The 20,875-nt window shown below is 60.6% G+C and carries 18 protein-coding genes; 7 read left to right on the forward strand and 11 right to left on the reverse strand.

Annotation, left to right across the window (positions count from 1 at the left end; translation table 11 throughout):
- Nucleotides 1-19: 19 nt before the first annotated feature.
- Nucleotides 20-760 (reverse strand): ABC transporter ATP-binding protein, encoded by a 741-nt coding sequence (locus AAA069_RS02105; RefSeq protein ID WP_349127433.1) that lies wholly within the window; start codon nucleotides 758-760, stop codon nucleotides 20-22.
- Between the two features lie 5 nt (nucleotides 761-765).
- Entirely contained in the window at nucleotides 766-2,988 is a 2,223-nt protein-coding gene (locus AAA069_RS02110; protein WP_349127434.1) for a hypothetical protein, read from the reverse strand.
- A 135-nt stretch (nucleotides 2,989-3,123) separates the two neighbouring features.
- On the opposite strand from AAA069_RS02110, the gene AAA069_RS02115 reads away from it, so the two are divergent.
- The 6 genes from AAA069_RS02115 to AAA069_RS02140 all read left to right on the forward strand — a co-directional run bounded on the left by AAA069_RS02115 (nucleotide 3,124) and on the right by AAA069_RS02140 (nucleotide 7,734).
- A complete protein-coding gene (locus AAA069_RS02115; RefSeq protein WP_349127435.1) occupies nucleotides 3,124-3,636 on the forward strand; it encodes a hypothetical protein in 513 nt (170 codons plus the stop codon).
- Nucleotides 3,637-3,645: 9 nt separating this feature from the next.
- On the forward strand, nucleotides 3,646-3,897 hold the full coding sequence (locus tag AAA069_RS02120; RefSeq protein WP_006235292.1) for a helix-turn-helix transcriptional regulator: 252 nt from the start codon (nucleotides 3,646-3,648) through the stop codon (nucleotides 3,895-3,897).
- A gap of 18 nt (nucleotides 3,898-3,915) precedes the next feature.
- A complete protein-coding gene (locus tag AAA069_RS02125) occupies nucleotides 3,916-4,623 on the forward strand; it encodes a site-specific integrase (protein WP_349127488.1) in 708 nt (235 codons plus the stop codon).
- Nucleotides 4,624-5,019: 396 nt separating this feature from the next.
- Nucleotides 5,020-5,307, forward strand: coding sequence for an ACT domain-containing protein (locus AAA069_RS02130; protein ID WP_006235289.1), 288 nt, complete (start codon nucleotides 5,020-5,022; stop codon nucleotides 5,305-5,307).
- 78 nt (nucleotides 5,308-5,385) lie between these two features.
- Nucleotides 5,386-6,804, forward strand: a complete 1,419-nt coding sequence (locus AAA069_RS02135; RefSeq protein ID WP_349127436.1) for a citrate synthase — start codon at nucleotides 5,386-5,388, stop codon at nucleotides 6,802-6,804.
- Nucleotides 6,805-6,891: 87 nt separating this feature from the next.
- On the forward strand, nucleotides 6,892-7,734 hold the full coding sequence (locus AAA069_RS02140; protein WP_349127437.1) for a Cof-type HAD-IIB family hydrolase: 843 nt from the start codon (nucleotides 6,892-6,894) through the stop codon (nucleotides 7,732-7,734).
- Nucleotides 7,735-7,853: 119 nt separating this feature from the next.
- Here AAA069_RS02140 and AAA069_RS02145 read toward each other — a convergent pair whose 3' ends face one another.
- The 4 genes from AAA069_RS02145 to AAA069_RS02160 form a co-directional block, all read right to left on the reverse strand.
- Complete coding sequence (locus AAA069_RS02145; RefSeq protein ID WP_349127438.1) at nucleotides 7,854-8,648, reverse strand: HAD family hydrolase; 795 nt, start codon at nucleotides 8,646-8,648, stop codon at nucleotides 7,854-7,856.
- Between the two features lie 198 nt (nucleotides 8,649-8,846).
- Nucleotides 8,847-10,667, reverse strand: a complete 1,821-nt coding sequence (locus AAA069_RS02150; RefSeq protein ID WP_349127439.1) for an adenine deaminase C-terminal domain-containing protein — start codon at nucleotides 10,665-10,667, stop codon at nucleotides 8,847-8,849.
- 224 nt (nucleotides 10,668-10,891) lie between these two features.
- Complete coding sequence (tyrS, locus tag AAA069_RS02155) at nucleotides 10,892-12,103, reverse strand: tyrosine--tRNA ligase (RefSeq protein ID WP_349127440.1); 1,212 nt, start codon at nucleotides 12,101-12,103, stop codon at nucleotides 10,892-10,894.
- 96 nt (nucleotides 12,104-12,199) lie between these two features.
- Nucleotides 12,200-14,158, reverse strand: a complete 1,959-nt coding sequence (locus AAA069_RS02160) for a U32 family peptidase (RefSeq protein ID WP_195520863.1) — start codon at nucleotides 14,156-14,158, stop codon at nucleotides 12,200-12,202.
- 162 nt (nucleotides 14,159-14,320) lie between these two features.
- Between AAA069_RS02160 and AAA069_RS02165 the strand changes: the two genes are divergently transcribed.
- A complete protein-coding gene (locus tag AAA069_RS02165; RefSeq protein WP_217108041.1) occupies nucleotides 14,321-16,534 on the forward strand; it encodes a PBP1A family penicillin-binding protein in 2,214 nt (737 codons plus the stop codon).
- A 188-nt stretch (nucleotides 16,535-16,722) separates the two neighbouring features.
- On the opposite strand, the gene AAA069_RS02170 is transcribed toward AAA069_RS02165, so the two are convergent.
- From AAA069_RS02170 to AAA069_RS02190, 5 genes are all read right to left on the reverse strand, one after another.
- Complete coding sequence (locus tag AAA069_RS02170) at nucleotides 16,723-17,160, reverse strand: ArgR family transcriptional regulator (protein WP_006235280.1); 438 nt, start codon at nucleotides 17,158-17,160, stop codon at nucleotides 16,723-16,725.
- 132 nt (nucleotides 17,161-17,292) lie between these two features.
- A complete protein-coding gene (locus tag AAA069_RS02175; RefSeq protein ID WP_349127489.1) occupies nucleotides 17,293-18,300 on the reverse strand; it encodes a glycosyltransferase in 1,008 nt (335 codons plus the stop codon).
- Nucleotides 18,301-18,494: 194 nt separating this feature from the next.
- Nucleotides 18,495-19,319: a tRNA pseudouridine(38-40) synthase TruA gene (gene truA / locus AAA069_RS02180; protein ID WP_217108043.1), complete on the reverse strand. Its 825-nt coding sequence runs from the start codon at nucleotides 19,317-19,319 to the stop codon at nucleotides 18,495-18,497.
- A gap of 92 nt (nucleotides 19,320-19,411) precedes the next feature.
- Nucleotides 19,412-19,879: a 50S ribosomal protein L17 gene (gene rplQ, locus AAA069_RS02185; RefSeq protein WP_006235277.1), complete on the reverse strand. Its 468-nt coding sequence runs from the start codon at nucleotides 19,877-19,879 to the stop codon at nucleotides 19,412-19,414.
- A gap of 30 nt (nucleotides 19,880-19,909) precedes the next feature.
- The gene (locus tag AAA069_RS02190) at nucleotides 19,910-20,851 is read right to left on the reverse strand and encodes a DNA-directed RNA polymerase subunit alpha (RefSeq protein WP_006235276.1); all 942 of its coding nucleotides are present in this window, start codon (nucleotides 20,849-20,851) and stop codon (nucleotides 19,910-19,912) included.
- Between the last annotated feature and the right edge of the window lie 24 nt (nucleotides 20,852-20,875).

The following is a 20,875-nucleotide window of genomic DNA, read 5'->3' on the forward strand; positions in this document are numbered from 1 at the left end:
AGATTATTAACTTGCATTTCTACCCGCCCTTTTCGTAGAGTCGCCGATACGTGCTTAGCGCACCCTCGGCGCGTCCGGCAGGCTTTGCGAAATGGGATCCAGGAGACTTCGGCGCAGCATCATCTTGCGGAATGCCTCTAATGAGCCTCCCATCCTTCAAAAACAGAATCTCATCGCACAGCCTATCGACCGAATCCAAGATGTGGGATGACATGATGATGCACGTACCAGAATCGGCCAGCTTCCTGAGAATCTCGGAATGCAAGTCCACCCTGCTGGGGTCGAGCGCGTTCATGGGCTCATCTAATAGAAGGTACCGCGCGCCCGTCGCATACGCAATCGCCAGGGTAAGCTGCTGCTTCATGCCCTGGCTCAGAGTGCGGATCCTCATCTTCGCGAACTCGCCTATCTGCGTTTGTTCCACTATCTCTTCGATATCGCGAGCATGCGGCCACATATCGCAAACCATCTTGAGGTGATCTTCCGCACACAATCCGGGATACAGCAGCGTCCCCTCACCAGGTGCATAGAAGATCATAGAACGGACCTCTCTCGCACCCGTACCCTGCACCTCATCCAGAACGATGCTCCCGTCCACGCGAGGACCCGGCAAACCTGCCATCGCACGCAGCAACGTCGTCTTTCCATGCCCGTTCGGAGCGACGAGACCGTAGACCGTACCCGGGGCAAACTCAGCGTTCACCGAATCTACGAGCACCTTCTTTCCATAAGAGATCGTCAGCGTTTGAAGGTCAATCATCGAGATCATCCCCTTTCGATCTTTGGAACACTCAGGCGCACCATCAACGGAGATACGGCGCCCAAGACCACCAGCAGAGCGCCCGATGCGCCGACGACCTCTCCAAAAGGCATCGCGTTCGTCCCTCGCCCAAGGAACCCAATCGTCCCCACCTGGGAAGCGGGATCAAACGAGGCGAATGGAGCCAGCAGCGCGACGCCCATGCCCACGCTTTCAACATGAGCGCTCAACGAACCCAACACCAAGAGAACCGCGCAAACCATTCCGGTGACAACGGGGTTGCAGCTAATCGCTGCTGTCAACGCAGCGACGACGGAAATCACGCCGTATGCCATGACCAGCAACGGAATACTGCACAACACCGCCTCCCCCACCATGGACGTTGTCGAAGCTCCCGCCCGAATGAGAGCGACGGGATACTCCGATCCACCCGCACCGTTCTTAATCACGGACACAACGACAGCGGGAACCATCGACACCAAAAGCAGCACCAAGCCAAGCAGGAGAGCCAGCGCAACAGCCGTCAGAAAACGCACATGCGCTGTTGCGGGGATCTGGAGAACCAGAAGGGAACGACACTGCAGGTGGGTGCACGCGAGCGATGTGACAACCACGGGCAACAGCAAAAATAAGGAGGGAAGCGCTGCCTGGAGATACGAAAGGAGGATTAATGGGGGCATCTTCGTACTTAACTCGTAAACCTTGGGGTCCGGCAAGCTCGCGATCGACTCAAGCAGAAGGGCGCGCGCCTCCGCACGAGAAGGAGTCTCCGGCTCGATTCCGATCGATTGCAGGAGAGTCGCATCTGCCGCGCCCAGCTCACCTCGAGCGCGCTCGTACGTCGCAAGGCTTCGAAACCCCTCCGCAGGCATAGGCGCGTACACGAAACCCGAAAGAGCATCCCGCATGTCTTCCAGGGCCGCTTTGCCCTCGACGTCCATATTCGCAGCGTTCTGCTCTAGATACCGATCTATTGAACGGAGCTCCCCATCCCTATACCGAACAGCGGAAACGTTATCAGCGTCAGGAAACATCTCGACCAGAGCCGGGGCCAGCATCGTCGTCGACATTGCAATCGCGCATACGGCGAGGGTAGGAGAACGCAGGAGCAGTTTCCCCATCGTTCTTACGTATGCAACGGCGGAGGCACAAGCGCTCGAACGAGTTGCCGTTCTCGATGCAGTGAAGGAACCTCTCTCAAGACAAATCGGGGATATCGGGCACGCGCAGCCGCTCTTTCCAGCAACGCAAAGCAGGCTAATTGCCAGCACCTCGATCCCGATTGCGCATACGAGGGCAATCGCGCCACGCTCGAAGCAAAGTCCAGGCAGATTCACTATCTGCGTTGTCGGGTACGGGCTATAGGCGCCGACGGTCAACTCAGTGTTCGCATACGTAAGGGGATTCAACAGGGCGAACTCACGTAAAGCGATGGATCTTCCGTAATACCCGGGAACCATCGTCACCCCCATCAGGGCACATACGAACACGATTCCAAGCGTAGGGTTATTGGCAATCTTCACGGCAAGGTGAACGACAAGCGAGATGAACGCTGCCACCAAGAATTGCAAGATGGCCGTCTGCGCGAACACCAGCCAAGCCGGTTTGATAACCGGAGTCGCATATTGAATGTAGCCTATCGGATAGAACGGCGAGCCCGGGCCATTCTTCACAAGCGCGGCGATTATCCCTGAAAGATTGATGGCGAGGACGGCAAGCATTGCAAAAACACTCGCCCATACGCTCGATGCAACAAGTCTACCCAGCTCGCCCATCGGTGCCTGGATGATGAGCTTTTCACGTTTGTTAAGACGCGCGGCAAGGAACGAGACGGCAACGGCCGTTGCGACCCATAGCAAGTACTCCTTCGATCCGTCATAATAGGTGTACTCTCCATCCGATATCTGCAGAAACGGAAGTAGGGGAGAGAGCGGTGCCAAGATAAGACGTCCCGCGGCAAGAGGGTACAGAAGCGCGGGCATGCTTGATGAAGAGGTATAGACACCGTCCTCCCCCGCATTCACAAGCGCATCCGCATAGGATGCTGACAATTCCTGCTCAACACGGGTTATTCCCGACTCGAGGTATTCGACCCGTCCGTCGATGCCAGCCGCGCTCCTGAAGACGGGCAGAGCACAAAGAACCATCAACGCAACAACGACAACACAGAGCGACCTGGAGGAGAGAAGCGACCTAAAGATCGCCTTCGAGATTTTGAGCATATTCATCGCCAACCTTAACCTCATCCAGTCGGAACAGAGGGGCCGAACAAAATGCTCGGCCCTTATTACTTGCCGGCAAAGTCAATTTAACATAAACTGTTAAAAAGTAGCCTGAGTTTTTTAAATTCTTCGGAGGTTATTATGAGTTCCGACAATCGCACTCCCCGGCTTCATTCCTTCCGCATCGCATGTGCGATAGCCTCTGCGACCCTTTGCGCCACCGCCATCGCACAAGTGGCGTTCTCCTTAAAGCCAGCAATCGAAGTGCTCGACAACCCTGTAATTGCAGACTCCCCCGCGTATCCAGCCCTTGCGATCTCGACATTGGTCCCTGCCGTCATCGGTATCGCTACGACCATCCTCAGCGCCGTTCTCGTGTGGACGATCAAGAGCGGAAACCCCTTCAAGAAAGGGTCTGCGACATGCTTGAAGGTGCTCGGCATTCTCTTCGTTGTTCAAGCTGCCACCAGCCTCTACGCCGGCTCACTCAAAACCTCCGTTTCGATGTTTGGCGGCGAGGGGGCCGTCGGCGCCCAAGAGATCGCTTCATCATTCGATTGGACCTCTCTGGTTCTCGGCATCGTCCTGTTCATGCTTTCCCAGCTCTTCTTGTACGCCCGAGAGCTGTACCTCGACTCCGACGAGATTGCGTAAGGAAACGCCATGCCCGTAATTGTTCGCCTCGACAAGATCATGGCCGAGCGAAAGATTTCCTCGAACGAACTTGCCGAAAGGATTGGAACCACGCCCGTGAACCTGTCCCGTATTAAAAAAGGGCATATTCGCGGCATTCGCTTCAACACACTCGAGCAGCTATGCCTCGCCCTTCGTTGCCAACCCGGAGACCTTCTCGAAGTCATGAGCGAAGAGGATGCCCGAAAGGAGTTCGGACTCGATTGGTCCGCCGAGGATTAGAGGGCGGTCGTACTCGCCCTGCACACGGGGATGCGAATCGGCGAGGTCTGCGACCTTCGGTGGTGCGATGTGGATTTCGAGACGGGCCTGATCTCGATCAGACACTCGGTGGCGTACGCGAAGGGAATGGGTTCGTTTATCAAGGACACCAAGACCCATGACGCCAGGGGTATCCCCATCGACCCGGTCGGCCTACTCCCCTTCCTGAAGGAGACCCACGAGATCGACTGCGGAAAGCTGCGCTTGCGCGGCCTTACCGGGGCGGTCGAGATCGGGGACTGCTACATCCTGTCGGAGCCGGGCGCGACCTTCGCGACGACAAGCTATATCCGCAGGGCGTTCAAGACGTTCTCGGAGACCAACGGCCTCATGGGCACCAACGACGAGCTGATCACGTTCCACGGCCTTCGCCACACGTTCGCAACGCAGTGGATCCGCCAAGGCGGCGATATCAAGGCGCTCCAATCGATCCTCGGCCACAAGGACGCCATGGCGACGCTCAACGTCTACGCCGACATCGAGCCCATCTCCAAAATCCATAACATGCTGCGCGCCACGCCGTGCCTTTGGCGCGGGCACCTCGGGCCGAGGGTCGATCCGGGTCCCATGCTCCAACAGAGGATCCAGGAGTCCATCGAGACGCTCCAGGCGTTCGGCTACGGCATCACCGAGCCGGACGACCGAAATATCGCCATACGCGACGTGAAGACGAACAGTTGGCTCTAGCTCACCGAGTACGCGGCAGTGCTGGGCCCATCCCAACTGAGGTCACGGTGGTCCGATAGGGGCGCCGCCCGCGGCATGCGCCGCGGAGCGGTATCCCCTACCGAAGGGCGGGGATGCCCTCCGCTTCCAGTTCGGAATCAGCCGTCGGAGGCGTTCGGCTGACTGCGGGAACGGCCTGTCCGCTCAATGTGTTCGGCTGAGATCGGAAATCAACCCAACACGAGCCGGACACGCGCCAGACGGCTCTTCCCCGTACGGCCTTCCCCCTTACGCTCATGTTGCAGGCATGTAACGCCGCAGCGAGCGCGCCTTTTTTGCGCCAGACAGGTACAATGATGAACACTGTACCGTAGCGGAGCGCCCCGCGCGCGCCGCAATCACGCGAAAGGGTTTCCCATGGCCGAGATCTCGTCCTCCCGTATCGTCATCACCGTCCTTGGCAAGAACCGCCCCGGCATCGTCGCCGGCGTCACCCGTGTCCTAGGCGAGGCCAACGTCGACATCCGCGACATCACGCAGTCCATTATCGAGGACATCTTCACCATGACCATGCTGGCCGATACCGCCGAGTCCAAGCTCGACTTCGCCGAGCTGCAGAAGGCGCTGGCCGAGGCCGGCGAGCTTTCGGGCGTCAACGTGTCCATCCAGCGCGAGGACGTCTTCAACTTTATGTACCGCCTGTAGCGAACAGGCCGTGCGGGAACAGGCCGGCGCATCTGCACCCAAGCACGCCGCCCCCACACGGCCCCGAGAGGAGCGCGCATGGCTTACGACGCCAAGAAAATCTACTACCGCTTCGATGACCATCTGAGCCGCCTGGTCTTGGATTATGAGGCGAGCCGCCAGATTTCGCCCGAAAGCGAAAACCTCTACCACGGCATGCCGACTAATCCGTATGACGAGGGTCTGTTCGTCGAGCATAACGTCAAGCGCGGCCTACGCAATGCCGACGGCTCGGGCGTGGTCGCGGGCCTTACCCGCATCTCGGACGTGCACGGCTACAACAAGGTCGACGGCAAAGTCGTGCCCGACCAGGGCAAGCTCACGCTTCGCGGCTACAGCATCGAGGATCTGGTCAACAATGCCCAGGCCGAGAATCGCTACGGCTACGAGGAAGTCGCCTATCTGCTTATCACGGGTTCGCTGCCCAACAAGGAAGAGCTCGACGGCTTTTGCGAGCGCCTGGGCGCCTTTAGACATCTGAGCGACGAGTACGTTAAAGAGTTCCCTATGACCACGGTGTCGTCGAGCATCATGAATGTGCTCCAGCGCGCCGTGTTGCTGCTTTACGCCTTCGACGCCGAGCCCGACGTAATTACGCCCGAGCATGAGATCGACGTCGCCATCTCCATGCTCGCCCGTCTCCCCCGCATCGCCGCCTTCGCACACATGGCCTCGGTCGCCAAGCTTCGCGGCTCCGAGGTTCATGTACCGCACCCCACACCCGGCCTCTCCACCGCCGAGACCATCCTGCAGGTGTTGCGCGGCGGCATGGCATTCACCCGCGACGAAGCCATGCTGCTCGACGTTATGCTCATGCTGCATGCCGAGCACGGCGGCGGCAACAACTCCACCTTCGCCTGCCGCGTGCTGTCCTCTTCAGCCACCGACCCGTATTCCGCCTACGCCGCGGCTATCGGCTCGCTCAAGGGTCCGCGCCACGGTGGTGCCAATGCCAAGGTCGTGTCTATGCACGAGGACATCCGCGCGCATGTCTCCAATTGGGAGGACGAGGACGAGGTCGCAGCCTACCTGGGCAAGATCCTCGACAAGCAGGCCTTCGACGGCACGGGCCTCATCTACGGCATGGGCCACGCCGTCTATACGCTCAGCGACCCGCGCGCCGAGGTCTGCCGCCGTTACGCGCGCTCGCTTGCCGCCAAGAAGGACTTGGGCGAGGAGTTCGCGCTCATCGAGCGCATCGAGCGCCTGGCCCCGCAGGTGATGCGCGACCACGGCATGACCAAGCCTATCTGCGCCAACATCGACCTATACACGGGCTTTATCTACAAGATGCTCGGCGTGCCCGAGACGCTCTTTACGCCGCTGTTCGCCGTCGCCCGTATGGCCGGCTGGTCGGCGCACCGCATGGAAGAGCTCTTCTGCGCGCATCGTATTATTCGCCCGGCATACCGTCCGGTGATCGAGCCGCTGGAGTACAAGCCGCTCGCCGATCGCTAGGACGCGGGCCGTTATAGAACCCGAGCGTGGCCAGGGCATCACCGCCCTCGGCCACGCTTTTTATGCCAGCAGAAAGGGCTGCATCAAATGATTGTATTTTCCGATATGGACGGAACGCTGCTGACGAGCGATAAGCAGATGAGCGATGCCACCTGGGCGATGCTCGACGAACTCGCTCGACGCGGGATTGAATTTGTGCCCTGCACGGGACGTCCGCTGTCGGGCGTCTTTGAGCCCATCCTCGCCCATCCCGCCGTGCACTATGCCGTCTGCGCCAACGGTGCCAGCGTCTGGCAGCTCGACGACGATGTGCCCACCGATACCTCACGTGCTACGCGCATTTTGAGCCGACCGCTCGACCGCGCCATCGCCCACCGCGTCCAGTGCATTGCCGCCGGCCATGACGTCACCTTCGATATCTTCGCGGACGGGCAGTGCTTCCTCCCCCGCTCGCTCTACACGCGCCTGGACGAATTCTGCGGCGGCGACCCCCACATCGCGGCTTCGCTCAAGCGCACACGAACACCGATCGAGATAGATATCGACAGCAAGATCGACGAAGTCGAGACGCTCGAACGCATCGCCATGTACTGGCACGACCCAGCCGATCGCGACGCCATCGCGGCGGAGCTCGACACGCTCGGAGGCATTGAGGTCACGCGTTCGTACGCCATGAATATCGAGGTCATGGGCGCGGGCACCACCAAGGGAACGGCCCTCACGTGGCTATGCGAGCACCTGGGCGAGCGTCTCGCCGACGCCTGGGCGTTCGGCGACAACATCAACGACATCCCCATGCTGCAGGCAGCGGGCCACGGCATGGCCATGATCAACGCCGAGCCCGAGGACCGCGAGGCCGCCGACGCCATCACCGAATACGATAACGACCACGACGGCGTCGCCCGCACCATCATGGCAACCCTCGCCTAGTCATCGGCTAGTCATTGGGGACGTTCTTAAACGACTAGTCGTTGGGGACACTCTTCGCGAAAAAGTTGCAAGGACTGTCCCCCACTGCCGGCGGAAAAGGAACGTCCCCAACTGCCGGATCAGGCGAGGCTCTCCAAAACGTGGCGGAGCTCCTGCTGGACGGCGTGGTCGCGGTTGCGCCCCACCACGCGATCGGCAACGGCCTTGAGCGCGGGGCGTGCATTTTCCATCGCACAACCCGTGCCGACAAAGCGAATGATCTCGTAGTCGTTCATCGAGTCGCCAAACGCCATAACCTCATCGCGCCCAATGCCATAATGCTCCGCGAGCTGTGCGATACCCGAAGCCTTCGACACGCCGGGCTGCATAGCATCGATCCACGCGTTACCCGAAGGCGCAAAAGTAAAGAGCTGACCGAGTTCGCGCTGCAGCACGTACGCACTGTCCATAACGGCACCGTCGTCGCAAAAGATACTCGCTTTGATGATATTTACGCTGGGATCGGGCAGCTCCCAAATGCGCTCGGCATTGGGAAGGTCCTTATCGACCTCACGCACGAACTTGCACTCGTCATCGAGCAGGAAGGACTTGGTTCGGTCAAAAAGCGCAAGATGCAGATTGGGAAACGTCGCGACAGCCTGGGCGAGCCTTCGAATCGCCAGGTGTGAATACACCTCACGGTCTACCATTTTGCCGTCGGCGAAGACCTGGGCGCCGTTGGCGGCGACAAAGTCCATCTTGTCGCGAACGGGCGCAAAGAACTCGCACAGGCGATCGTAGCGACGACCTGACGATGCGGCGAAATGCACGCCATGCTCGTGTAGCGCCAGAATCAGTTCGTAGGTCTCGGGAGGCACCTGGCCGTTTTCGTCAAGCAGCGTGCCGTCCATATCGGATGCAATCAGTTTAAACATAGAAAAGCTCCCTTCGGGCTTGATGGAATCGGATGTATATCCAAAATCACCGTACCCAAAGGGAGCTCAAATAAGACTCCGCGGACGCAAACGTTACAAGGACCTGGCAAATAGCTCACGCGCGCCAGAGGCCCTACGGTCGCGGCGTCAGGCGACACGCCACCCCGACGGCCAGTCGTTTAAAAACGTCCCCGATGACTAGTCGGCGTAGGTGAAGGTTGTGACGTCGAACATGCCCTCGGGGCGGATGCGGAGCGTCGGGATGACCGGCAGGGGCAGGAAGATGATGCCCATGATGGGGTCGAGCGGCGGCTCAATACCCATGGCGCGCGCCTTGACCATAAAGTCGTCGTGCTGCGCCGCAACGTCTTCGGCAGCGCCCTCGCTCATCAGGCCGCCGAGCGCCAGCGGAATGCGCGCCACGACCTCGCCGTTGCGCACCAGCACGTGGCCGCCCTGGCCCACGGCCTCAACGGCAGCCATCATATCCGCCGCATTGTCGCCCACCACGCACACGTTGTGCGAGTCGTGGCCGATCGTGGAGGCAATGGCGCCGCCCGTGATGGTAAAGCCGCGCACCCAACCACGGCCGATATGCTTGCCGACCAAGCCCAGACCCGCGGGGCCGTCGCCGTCGGCGCCCTCGGCCTGCAGCGACACGCCACGGCCATGGCGCTCAATCAGCATAATGCGGCGCAAGTCCTCGTCAGTCTCAGGACGAACCATACCCGTGATGGCCTTACCCGGCACCACGTCAATCACAGCCTCGCCCGGCTTAAAGGCATAGTCGAACACGTCGAGCGATAGCTTCGGCAGTTTAACGGAAGCACGCAGCTCATCGGCAAGGGCCGCAACCTCGGCCATCTCGGGTGCAATCTCGCCCACAAAGGTGCCGTCCTGCGCCACCAGGGCACCGGCGGCATATACGCGATGCGGAGCCTTAGCAAACGTCAGGTCATCGAGCAACAGCAGGTCAGCGCGCTTGCCCGGGGCGATTGCGCCGCGGAGCTCGTGCGGGTCGCGACAACCGTGGTCCAGACCAAACGCCTCGGCCGTAGAAAGGGACGCCATAGAGATGGCAACCACGGGGTCAATACCGGCCTCGATAGCCACGCGGCAGGCGTTGTCGATCATACCGGTCGAAAGCGCATCGGAGGGAGCACGGTCGTCAGTCGCAAAACAGCAGCGGCGGGCGCGCGCGGGATTCTCCAGCAGCATCGGGGACAAATTGGCCAGGTCGTGGCTGCACGTGCCCTCACGCAGCATCACATACATGCCGCGGGATAGCTTGTCGAGCGCCTCCTCGGGAATCGTCGACTCGTGGTCGGCGATAATGCCCGCTGCGGCATAGGCGTTGAGGTCCTTACCGGCAACGAGCGGCGCATGGCCGTCGACCTGCTTGGACGGCGTCTGGTTGGCAGCATCGATGCGAGCACAGGTCTCGGGGTCGGCCATAAAGACGCCCGGCAGGTTCATCATTTCGCCCAGGCCAAAGACATCGCCTGGATGCTCGGCAAAAAACTCCTGCATATCGGCGGCGGTAATCACGGCACCGGCCTGCTCGTCGGGCAGCGCGGGCACGCACGAAGGCATCATGTACTTGATGGAGATGGGCGCGCGGCGGCCATCCTCGATCATAAAGCGCAAGCCGTCGAGACCGGCAACATTGGCAATCTCGTGGCTGTCGGCAATGGCGGTGGTAGTACCGCGCGTCGCCGCCATGCGCGCATACTCGGCGGGACGGATGTTCGAAGACTCGATATGCAGATGCCCGTCAATAAAACCGGGAGCGAGATAGCGACCCTGGCAGTCGATGACCTCAGTTGCCTCGTAGGTGCCAGCGGCATCGTCGCGACCATCGTAGAGCACGCCGACGATCACGCCATCCTTAACGGCAACGCTACCGGGCGCCACGCGCTGGCCGTACACATCGACGATCTGCGCGTTGGCAAACAGCGTGTCGACGGGAACACGCCCCTCGGCGGCCTCGATCACAGACCTCATGACCTCAACGGACATACATACTCCTTTAACCGTAGAAAAAAGCTGCGGAGCGGACAGGCCTTCACCGCAGCAAACCAATAGCCATTGTATGCCCAAAAGAAGGCCGCCGATAACACCCCTTCCGCTTAACGGCACCGCCAAATGATCCCTCCGTCCCCAAGGGATCGTCGTAACCAAAAAAGGCCGCGGCCGGAAATCCCGGCTGCGGCCTTATTGCACTTGTGAGGTCAACTCGCTCGTTAGACCAACTTGAAGCCCTTGCGCTTGCCTACGGAGAGGGTGTCGCCCAGCTTGAGGGCGCTGGGATCGATGTTATAGCTCTTGGGAGCCACGGCCTTGCCGTTGATCTTGACGCCGCCGCCGTCGATGTCGCGACGGGCCTGACCGGCGCTCGCCGAAAGACCCAAATCCTTGAGCAGGCCGGCGAGGTAGATCTGGCCCTCGTCGTTGACGGTCAGCTCGACATGCTTCTCGGGGAAGTCGGCGAGCTGGCCCTCCTTGAATACGCGGTCGAACTCGGCCTGGGCCTCGTCGCCGGCGCCGGCGCCGTGGTAGGTGTCGCACAGGTCGCGGCCCAGAGCGCGCTTGAGCTCATAGGGATTGGCGGAACCGTCGGCCAGGGCGGCGTCGATCTTGTCGACCTCGGCCGGGGTGAGCGAGCTCGCCAGACGATAGTACTTGCCGATCATCTCGTCGGGGATGGACATGGTCTTGCCGAACATATCCTTGGGCGCGTCGGTCAGGCCGATGTAGTTACCGTAGGACTTGGACATCTTACGGACGCCATCGGTGCCCTCGAGCAGCGGCATGGTGAGCGCGATCTGCGGCTCCATGCCCATCTTCTCCATGAGCTCGCGACCAGCGAGCAGGTTGAAGAGCTGGTCGGTGCCGCCCATCTCCACGTCAGCCTTAATCATGACCGAATCGTATGCCTGCATCACGGGGTACAGGAACTCGTGCAGGGCGATCGGCGTCTGGGACTGGTAGCGCTTGGTAAAGTCATCGCGCTCGAGGATACGGGCAACGGTGAACTTGGAGCATACCTGCAGCAGGCCGGCCAGGTCCATCGAAAGGATCCAGTCACCGTTGTGCACGATGGTGGTCTTCTCGGGATCCAGGATCTTCATGGCCTGGCTCACGTAGGTCTCGGCGTTGGCCTCGATCTGCTCCTGCGAAAGCTGCGGACGCGTGGAGTTCTTGCCCGAGGGATCGCCGATCAGCGCGGTGCCGTTGCCGATGATGAGGGTGACGTTGTGGCCCAGGTCCTGGAACTGGCGCATCTTGCGCAGCGGCACGGCATGGCCCAGGTGCAGGTCGGGGCTGGTGGGGTCGACGCCGAGCTTGATGTTGAGGGGCTCGCCCTTCTCAAGCTTCTTGCGAAGGTCGGCCTCGGGAACGATCTGCGCGGCGCCCGAGGTGATGATACGCATTTGCTCGTCAACAGACAGCATTGGGTATCCTCCTTTTGCTATAGCACCCTCACCGGATACGGCGGTGCTGGAAGTCCATAAACTCTCATATGATAACAAACTGACGCGACGCGGCACCTACGACAGGAAAATCCTCGTCCTGCCGCATGCGTCAATGGCAACTGGCAAACGTGTACCGTCACGCTCGACCAGATAGCGTACCTGCCGACGGCGCAAGCAGTCGCGGCAACGGACCTGTCCCGTCGCATCGGTAGCGCAGACGCCCTCGGCGGTCAGCAGGCAGTGCTCGCACACCATAAGCTCGGGACGGTCGGCGTCGACCGGACCCCAGACGCCGGGTTCAGCAGCCAGTTCGGCAATACGCTCCGCATCATTGCCGAGCAACTCGGCCGGCAAGTACACCCGCCCCGCACCGAGTCCGCGCAGCCAGGTAAGCGTGGCCCGATTCGCGCAGAACACCGGCGCCGCCACGTCAAACGTCACGCCCAGCTCGCGAGCGATCACCACCTGTCCCAGGTTGCGGCAGACAACGCGCCCGGCACGCTGCATCAGTGAGCGGGTCCAGTCAGCGTCACACGTGCGGCACACCTCGTCAAGCACCACAACAGCGTCGGACAAATCGAGTTCTCCGCGCGGGTCGGCATCCATCAGCTGCCAAGCAAAAACCATGCGAGCGGGAACCGCGCACTCCACCAACTCCGTCGACGCACCGCCATCCACCGTAACGCCCTCAAAGGGCAGTACCTCAACGGCACGCGCAACGGGCGCAATCGCATCCGCCTCGGCCCGCATGCGCTCCAACACCGCCGCCGTCTGATCCAACACGCCGGCGCTGCGAATCAGGTACACCTCGCAGCCCGTGTCAACCTTACGCTTGCAATGCACGACGACGCGCTCCCCCGCCGCGGCATCCACCGGACAGGGCACCTGCGGCCAGCGCTTGGGCACATCGGGACGCGCGTCGGCACCCGGATAGAACCGAATCTCGAGCGTGTCACCCGCCGCCACGGCGGCATCGAGCTCAACGGTCACCTCTTCGTGGCCAACGGCCACCAGGCGTCCCACGCGCACACCTTGGTTGATCGCACGCTCAAAGCTCATAAGCTCGGCACCCGAACGTCCTCGCAGGTACGCATCGGTAAACCCACGGTTAAACGACCTTCCCAGCTCGCGCTCGAGCTCTTCCACGGCACCGGGGTCCCACGCGCCGTCGCACAGCATATCGAGTGCCCGGCGCCACACCCGCACCACGTTGAATACGTAATCAGGGTTCTTCATGCGCCCCTCGATCTTGAGCGACGCCACGCCGGCATCTACAAGCTCGGGCAGATGCGCAATACCCAGATAGTCACGCGGGCACAGCAGGCGATCTCCCTCGACGGCGACAACGCTCTGTCCAGCCTCGTCCACCAGGTCGTACGCCAAACGGCACGGCTGCGTGCAGTCGCCGCGCATCGCCGAGCGCCCACGCCGCAGGGCCGAGAACTCGCACGCCCCCGAATAGCCGATGCAAATCGCACCGTGGCAGAATACCTCGATGGGCACGCCCGTGGCACATAGCGCCGCAATCTCGTCGACCGTCAGCTCGCGTGCCGTCGTCACGCGCTCGACCCCAAGCTCATCGGCGGCAAGCCGCACGGCGCTCTCGCTATGAGCGCCCGCCTGCGTGGACAGGTGAATCTCGACCCCGGGAATCGCCGCGCGCAGCGCGCAGGCCAACCCGGCATCGGCGACAATCAGAGCATCGGCGCCCAACTCCAGTGCATGAGCTCCCAACGCCACCGCGTCGGACAACTCATCGTCAAACACGAACACGTTGAGCGTTACGTACACACGCACGCCATGGGCATGCGCCACGGCGCAGCCGCGCGCAAACTCGTCATCCGTAAAGCCATGGGCGCTCACACGGGCGTTAAAGCCGCCCAACCCCGCATAGATGGCATCGGCACCCGCGGCGATGGCCGCAAGCATCTGGTCGAGTCCGCCCGCCGGCGCCAGCAGCTCGGGCAGCGCCGCACCGGCAGCATCCAATCCAGTCTCGTATTGTCCGCTCGGCCCCATCGTCCGAATCGCCATCGACATACTCCTTACCAAGGTATGCATTCACTCTGAAAAATGCCGTCTTCCAGCATACACGAGGCCTCGCGCGCCCCGTTTGGTTTATCGTGTAATAACTTATGTCCATCCTGCCCCGACGGCACATCCACCGTCCGGCACGACATACCTGGAGGTCAATATATGGGTCCTCGCCAACGACAGGGACGCAGCCGTTCAAAGACGCATGCTCTGCCCATAATCCTGCTCTCGTTTTTGGGCTTTTTGCTTATCGCGGGCGTGGCGTTTGGCATCGGCATGGTCGGCAACGTCAACCGCTGGCTGTCCGATCTGCCCGACTACACCGACGCCAACGCGTATCTGGTGAGCGAGCCCACCGAGATCGTCGACTGCAACGGCAACAAGATTGCGAGCTTCTACACGCAAAACCGCAAGTCCATCACCAAGGACGAGGTCTCCCCCTACGTGCTGCAGGGCACCGTTGACGTCGAGGACGAGCGCTTCTACGAGCACGGCGGTATCGACCTGTGGGGTATCGCGCGTGCTGCGGTGGCAACCCTCGGCGGCGGGCACGAAGGCGCCTCGACTATCACCCAGCAGCTGGTGCGCAACACCATCCTGCAGGAGGAGCAGTTCGACTCGACCATCGAGCGTAAGGTGCGCGAGGCCTACATCGCCGTCAAGATGGAGGACATGTACTCCAAAGACGAGATCCTCATGATGTACCTCAACACCATCTACTACGGTCACGGCGCCTACGGCATCGAGGCCGCAGCCGAAACCTATCTGTCCAAGAGCGCCGCCGACCTCACCCTGAGCGAGGCCGCACTGCTCATCGGCCTTCCCAACTCGCCCTCGCAGTACGACCCCACGGTCAACCCCGACCTGGCGCTGTCCCGTCGCAACAAGGTCCTTGACAACATGTTGCGCCTGGGCCACATCACGCAGGAGGAGCATGATGCCGCACAGGCCGAGCCCATCACCCTCAACGTGACCGAGATTTCGGGCAGCGGCGTCGACGTATACTCACAGCCCTACTTTGTCGCCTATGTTAAGCAGCTGCTGGAGCAGGAGTTCTCGACCGACGTGCTCTTTAAGGGCGGCCTGACCGTCAAGACCACCATCGACCCCACGATGCAGCAGGTGGCAGAGAATGCCGTCCGAGAGCAGCTCGACACGCTCTCGCTCGACGGCCTGGACATGGGCATGGTCGTCGTCGACCCCAAGACCGGCTACATCAAGTGCATGGTGGGCGGCTACGACTACAACGCCGACGAGAACCACGTAAACCATGCCACGGCCAAGCGTCCCGTCGGCTCCACCTTTAAGGCCTTTACGCTGGCAACTGCCATCCAAAACGGCATGAACCCCAACGTCACCCTCAACTGCAACTCGCCGCTCAAGGCCAAGGGCACCACGACCGAGGTCCAAAACTACGCCAACCATAGCTATGGCAACATCACGCTTAAGCAGGCGACGGCATACTCCTCCAACACCGGCTACATCCAGGTGGCGGAAGCCGTCGGCAACAGCAAGATCATCTCGCTCGTCAAAAAGCTCGGCATCGATCCCGCCAAGGACAACATCGAGGACGTTCCCGTCATGACCCTCGGCACCGGCTCGATCTCGCCGCTCGAGATGGCCGCCGCCTACGCGACGTTTGCCAACGGCGGCTACTATCGCCAGCCGATCGCCATCACCGAGATTGACTCTCGTACCGGTTCGGTGCTGTACCAGCACACCGACAATCCCTCACAGGTGCTTACCGAGGGCGAGGCCGCCGCGGTCACCGATGTTCTGTCCGGCGTCATGCAGGGCGGCGGTACGGGTGCTGCCGGTGCCCTGAGCGTCAACCAGCCCTATGCCGGCAAAACGGGCACCACCGACAACACCACCAACCTGTGGTTCTGCGGCTATACCCCGCAGCTGGCGTGCGCCCTGTGGACCGGCTATTCCGCGGGCGAGATCCCCATCCAAAAATACGGCACAGACCTGCTGGGCGACAGCACCAACCTGCCTGTCTTTAAGCGGTTTATGAACACCGTTCTGACCGGTACCGAGCGCGAGGAGTTTGCGACCGGAACGGCGCCCACCTATAAGAACAACAGCGTCTGGAAGTTCTACGGCACCAACAACACCAAGAAGACGGAGAACGACGACAAGGACAAGGACAAGGACGAGAACGAGGACGAAGAGGAAACCACCACTACAACGACTACCACGACGACCACGACCACCGAGACCACGGGCGGCGACACCACCGGCGGCACCGGTACGACCGGTGGCTCGACGGGCGGCTCCACCGGTGGTTCGACCGGCGGCGATGGCGGCACGCCTACGCCCACGCCCACGCCCACTCCCGACCCCTCGCCCACGCCTGACGATACGGTCGGCTAGAAATCATCCGGCCATAAGCAACAAGGCCCCCGAACAGCTTATTCAACTGCTCGGGGGCCTTTTAGTTTAAAGCGACCTGGCAGGCGGTCTTTATACCGGCAAACAAAAAGGGGGTACCGACCCTCGTCGATACCCCCTTACAGGCAACTATGTCAGCGCGCGCAGGGCCGAGCGCACGACCCGCACGCCTACTTGCGAGAATTGCTCAGCTTATTGATCAGCGCCTCGAGACGCTCGCCGTCCTCGGCCGTCTGGGCAATAACCAAAATCGTATCGTTGCCGGCAAGCGAGCCAAGCACATCGGGCAGCTCTGCCGCATCAACAGCGGCGGCGATGCCGGAAGCCGTGCCAGGCTGAGCCTTAATCATAACCAGATTATCGGTGCGCAGAACGCCCGTTACGAGCTCGGAAACCATACGCTGCAGGTGCAGGTCCTCTGCCAGAACATAGATGCCCTCAGGGAGCTTACGCAGCCCCATATCGGCAATATCGCGAGAGACAGTCGCCTGCGTGCAATCAAAGCCCATAGCGCGGAGCTCATCGACCAGCACGCGCTGCGTGCGGACGTCCTTATTGCGCACAATATCTCTAATGGCATCCTGGCGCCCATTGCGTTTTTTAGCCATACAAACCCTCTCTCCAAAAGATGGCGGAGACAATCAATCAGTGATTGAATAGTTTAACGCTATTTGAAGGCTTTTGTGTATAAGAACGCATTTCGAAACAATTCTATGCAAATTTGTTTCGAAATGAGCCGTTTAGGAGGTTTTTGCGCCCGTCCGGTTAAGAAAAGCTGCCAGATGCGTACACATCACGCAGCGCGCGGGCTTGGCGCTGGCGATCGGCCCAAACAACAGACCAAGTCCCCGATGGTTATCCTTGAGCGCGGCGACCATCTGACGGGTTCGAGGCGCCTCGAGCATATCACGCATGCGGGCGGAACGCTCGATTGACGACACTCCATGCGGGCTCAGACACAAGTTCTCGATGCAGGCGACCAGTCCGGCAAAGTAGAACTTTTGGCTTGCCAGCTTGAGCCGACCACCGCTATCTGCTTCCGAGAGTGAGTCCGCAAGCTCGTCGAGCGCTCGAGTGTCATCGGATATTCTGGCATACATGGTGGGATCAAAGGCATCTGTAAGCTTAGGTGCCACCGCGTGGAAACAAGCGTCGCCGCAGCCGGACACGAATCGTGCCTGCGAGAGCGCATAAGCCATAAACTCAACCGTACGGTACGCCTTGCCACGCGACAGGCATGCTTCAAACAGCGGACGGCTATACATCACGCCAGAGGTCTGAGCGACTAGGCCGCCCAAAATCAACTGAGGCAGCCCGGCCACCATCGAAGATTTGCCATCAATGGAAATATGAGTAGCATCCAAGACGCGCGAATGACGCTCGCGATGCGCATCGTATCGATCGAGCGACACCGAGGGGAGCACAATGTCTGCCGCAGTATCGCACGCGATATCGACCATCTTGGAAAGGGCCTGCGGAGCAAACCACTCATCGGCGTTCATGGCGATGATGTGAGAGCCGCGCGAGGCATCAAAACCGGCACGAAGACAAGCGCCGCGCTTCGCGTCCTCGACATCAATCAAATCAATATGGATGTCCCTGTCGGCAGCAACTTGAAGCGAATGGCGCACACCGGGCGCAGCATCGCGGCAGACAACGACAATCTGCAAATCATAGAGGTCTTGGTTCTGGATACTCTCGAGCGCACGCATCGCATAGCTGGGCGAACCTTCTACTACAAGGATCACCGAAAGTCGCGGATGCGAGCCACGTCGAACCAAGTTATCCGTCCTCTCGACAGCAATGAATCAAACTGTCGTTCATGGTACACCCCGGCAATAAAAGCAATGAGACACCGGTTGCACTGCACGCCAAGAACAGATGTTGCACACGCGCAGCCCACAGATGACAGGTGCCGACGAACGGCGCGTCGAGCCCTCCCCTAGTCGAGCACGACAAGCTCGGCGGGATCGTAATCCACGCCCATAAACGTAAGGCCGCAGGCAGGAGCCGTGGGGCCCGCAGCGGTACGATCGCAAGCATCGATGACCTCGCGCATCCACTCGGGTTCACGGCGATGCATGCCAATCTCGACAAGCGTGCCCACGATCGTGCGGACCATCGAATGCAGAAACGCATTGCCCTCGATGGTAAACGTCAGGATGTCCTCGCCAAACGCAACCTCATGGCCAAACTCGGCACGCATCACGCAGCGGTGCGTGGGCTTGCCCACGGCAGACGCCACCTTGCAAAAGCTCTTGAAGTCCTGCTCGCCCAGCAGCGCGGGACAGGCCGCAGACATCGCCTCAACATCCAATGGGTAGCGATGCCACCACACCGCACCGCGCGAAAGCACAGGGCGCGCGTCGCGATCGGCAATACGGTACGTATACGTACGGGAACGCGCGTCAAAACGTGCAGAAAAGCCTTTACGGGCCCTGTAAACCTCGTTTATGGCGATATCTTTGGGCAGCAGGGCATCCATGGCCCTCAGCCACCTACGGCGCGTACACGCGAGCTCAGCGTCCGTTACGGGCACACTAATGTACTGCGCCACCGCATGCACGCCGGCATCGGTGCGCCCTGCGCACGTCAGGTCGATCGGACGGCGCAGGAGCGTCTCGATAGCGCGGCGCAGCTCGCCCGCAACCGTCGTCTGGCCAGGCTGCTCGGCAAAGCCGCTATAGGACGAGCCATCGTAGGCCACGCGGAAAACGAGCGTGGCATCGAGCTCAGGAATCGAATTGAAATCAGACGGCGCGGTCATGGGCGCTCCCTACAAACAAGCAACGGTATTGCGACAAAAAAAGAGGGGTACGCGAACGTACCCCTCGAATATAGCCTATGCAGACGGAATGTCTACTCAGCGGTCTCCTCAGCAGGAGCCTCCTCCACGGCCTCGACCTTCTTGGGAGCAGCGGCCTTCTTGGGGGCCGGAGCAGCCTTCTTGGCCTTAGGCGTGCAAGGCTCGGTGACGAGCTCCATGATAACGATGGGAGCGTTGTCGCCCTTACGGTTACCGAGCTTCATGATGCGGGTGTAACCGCCGTTGCGGTCCTGCCACATACCCTGAGCAGCCTTGTCGAAGATCTCGGCAACGAGCTGCTTATCGCCGAGCTTGGCGATAGCCAGACGACGAGAGTGCAGGTCGCCCTTCTTGGCCCAGGTGATGATCGGATCGACGACCGAACGCAGCGCCTTAGCGCGAGTCTCGGTGGTCTTGATGCGGTCGTTCTCGAAGAGGGCCTTAGCAAGGCTCTTCTTCATGGCCTTGGTGTGGCTCGCATCGGTGCCGAGCTTCAGGCCCTTCTTAACGTTGTGACGCATGGTCTAGTTTCTCCTCAAATATGCGAAGCATTAAGCCTTCAGGCTCAGGCCCATGGACTCAAGCTTGTCCTTCACTTCCTCGATCGACTTAACACCGAAGTTACGGATGTTGAGCAGATCGTTCTCCGAGAACTCAACGAGCTGACGGACCGAGTGAATGCTGGCGCGCTTAAGGCAGTTGTAGGAACGGACGGAAAGGTCCAGATCCTCGATCTGCTTGTCCAGCTCGGCGTTGTCGTTGGTGACCTCGGGAGCGAAGATCGAAGCCTCCTCCTCGACCTCGGGGGTCTCGGCAAGGTTCATAAAGGCGGCCATATGCTGGTTGATGATATTGGCAGCCTGGACCACGGCGTCGCGCGGGGCGATGGAGCCGTTGGTCTCGATCTCGAGGACAAGGCGGTCGTAGTCGGTGTGCTGACCGACACGGCAAGCCTCAACGAGCTTGGCGCAACGGGAAACCGGCGAGTACAGCGAGTCGACGTGGATCACACCGATGGGATCGTTGTCGCGCTTGTTTGCCTCGCCAGAAACATAGCCGCGGCCATAGCCGATGCGCATGCTCATGGTGAGATGGCCACCCTCGGTGAGCGTAGCAATGTGCTGCTCGGGGTTGACCAGCTCAAACTCGGACGGAATAAAGAAGTCCGCACCGGTGACCTCGCAGGGGCCGTCAACCGAGATGGTGGCGGTCGCCTCGTCGGTCGTGCCGAGAGCCCTGAAGACAAGACCCTTGACATTCAGGACGATGTCGGTGACATCCTCGACCATGTTAGGGATGGTCATGAACTCGTGCTGCGCACCATCGATCTGAATAGCCTCGACGGCGGCACCCTCGAGCGAGGACAGAAGAACGCGACGAAGGGAGTTACCCAGCGTATCGCCGTAACCACGCTCGAGCGGCTCGACGGAGACACGAGCAGACGTCTCGTTGATCTCTTCGACCTGAACCTGAGGCCTAATGAATTCTGACATGTATTACCTCCAGCCTCAGCAGCC

Origin of the sequence: Collinsella sp. CLA-SR-H006, assembly GCF_040097075.1 — a bacterium.
In the GTDB taxonomy this organism is placed as follows: Bacteria; Actinomycetota; Coriobacteriia; order Coriobacteriales; family Coriobacteriaceae; genus Collinsella.

Coding starts and splice junctions, on each gene's coding strand:
- AAA069_RS02105 (WP_349127433.1), bottom strand. CDS start 760: ATGATTGACCTTCAAACGCTGACGATCTCTTATGGAAAGAAGGTGCTC.
- AAA069_RS02110 (WP_349127434.1), bottom strand. CDS start 2,988: ATGAATATGCTCAAAATCTCGAAGGCGATCTTTAGGTCGCTTCTCTCC.
- AAA069_RS02115 (WP_349127435.1), top strand. CDS start 3,124: ATGAGTTCCGACAATCGCACTCCCCGGCTTCATTCCTTCCGCATCGCA.
- AAA069_RS02120 (WP_006235292.1), top strand. CDS start 3,646: ATGCCCGTAATTGTTCGCCTCGACAAGATCATGGCCGAGCGAAAGATT.
- AAA069_RS02130 (WP_006235289.1), top strand. CDS start 5,020: ATGGCCGAGATCTCGTCCTCCCGTATCGTCATCACCGTCCTTGGCAAG.
- AAA069_RS02135 (WP_349127436.1), top strand. CDS start 5,386: ATGGCTTACGACGCCAAGAAAATCTACTACCGCTTCGATGACCATCTG.
- AAA069_RS02140 (WP_349127437.1), top strand. CDS start 6,892: ATGATTGTATTTTCCGATATGGACGGAACGCTGCTGACGAGCGATAAG.
- AAA069_RS02145 (WP_349127438.1), bottom strand. CDS start 8,648: ATGTTTAAACTGATTGCATCCGATATGGACGGCACGCTGCTTGACGAA.
- AAA069_RS02150 (WP_349127439.1), bottom strand. CDS start 10,667: ATGTCCGTTGAGGTCATGAGGTCTGTGATCGAGGCCGCCGAGGGGCGT.
- tyrS (WP_349127440.1), bottom strand. CDS start 12,103: ATGCTGTCTGTTGACGAGCAAATGCGTATCATCACCTCGGGCGCCGCG.
- AAA069_RS02160 (WP_195520863.1), bottom strand. CDS start 14,158: ATGGCGATTCGGACGATGGGGCCGAGCGGACAATACGAGACTGGATTG.
- AAA069_RS02165 (WP_217108041.1), top strand. CDS start 14,321: ATGGGTCCTCGCCAACGACAGGGACGCAGCCGTTCAAAGACGCATGCT.
- AAA069_RS02170 (WP_006235280.1), bottom strand. CDS start 17,160: ATGGCTAAAAAACGCAATGGGCGCCAGGATGCCATTAGAGATATTGTG.
- truA (WP_217108043.1), bottom strand. CDS start 19,319: ATGACCGCGCCGTCTGATTTCAATTCGATTCCTGAGCTCGATGCCACG.
- rplQ (WP_006235277.1), bottom strand. CDS start 19,879: ATGCGTCACAACGTTAAGAAGGGCCTGAAGCTCGGCACCGATGCGAGC.
- AAA069_RS02190 (WP_006235276.1), bottom strand. CDS start 20,851: ATGTCAGAATTCATTAGGCCTCAGGTTCAGGTCGAAGAGATCAACGAG.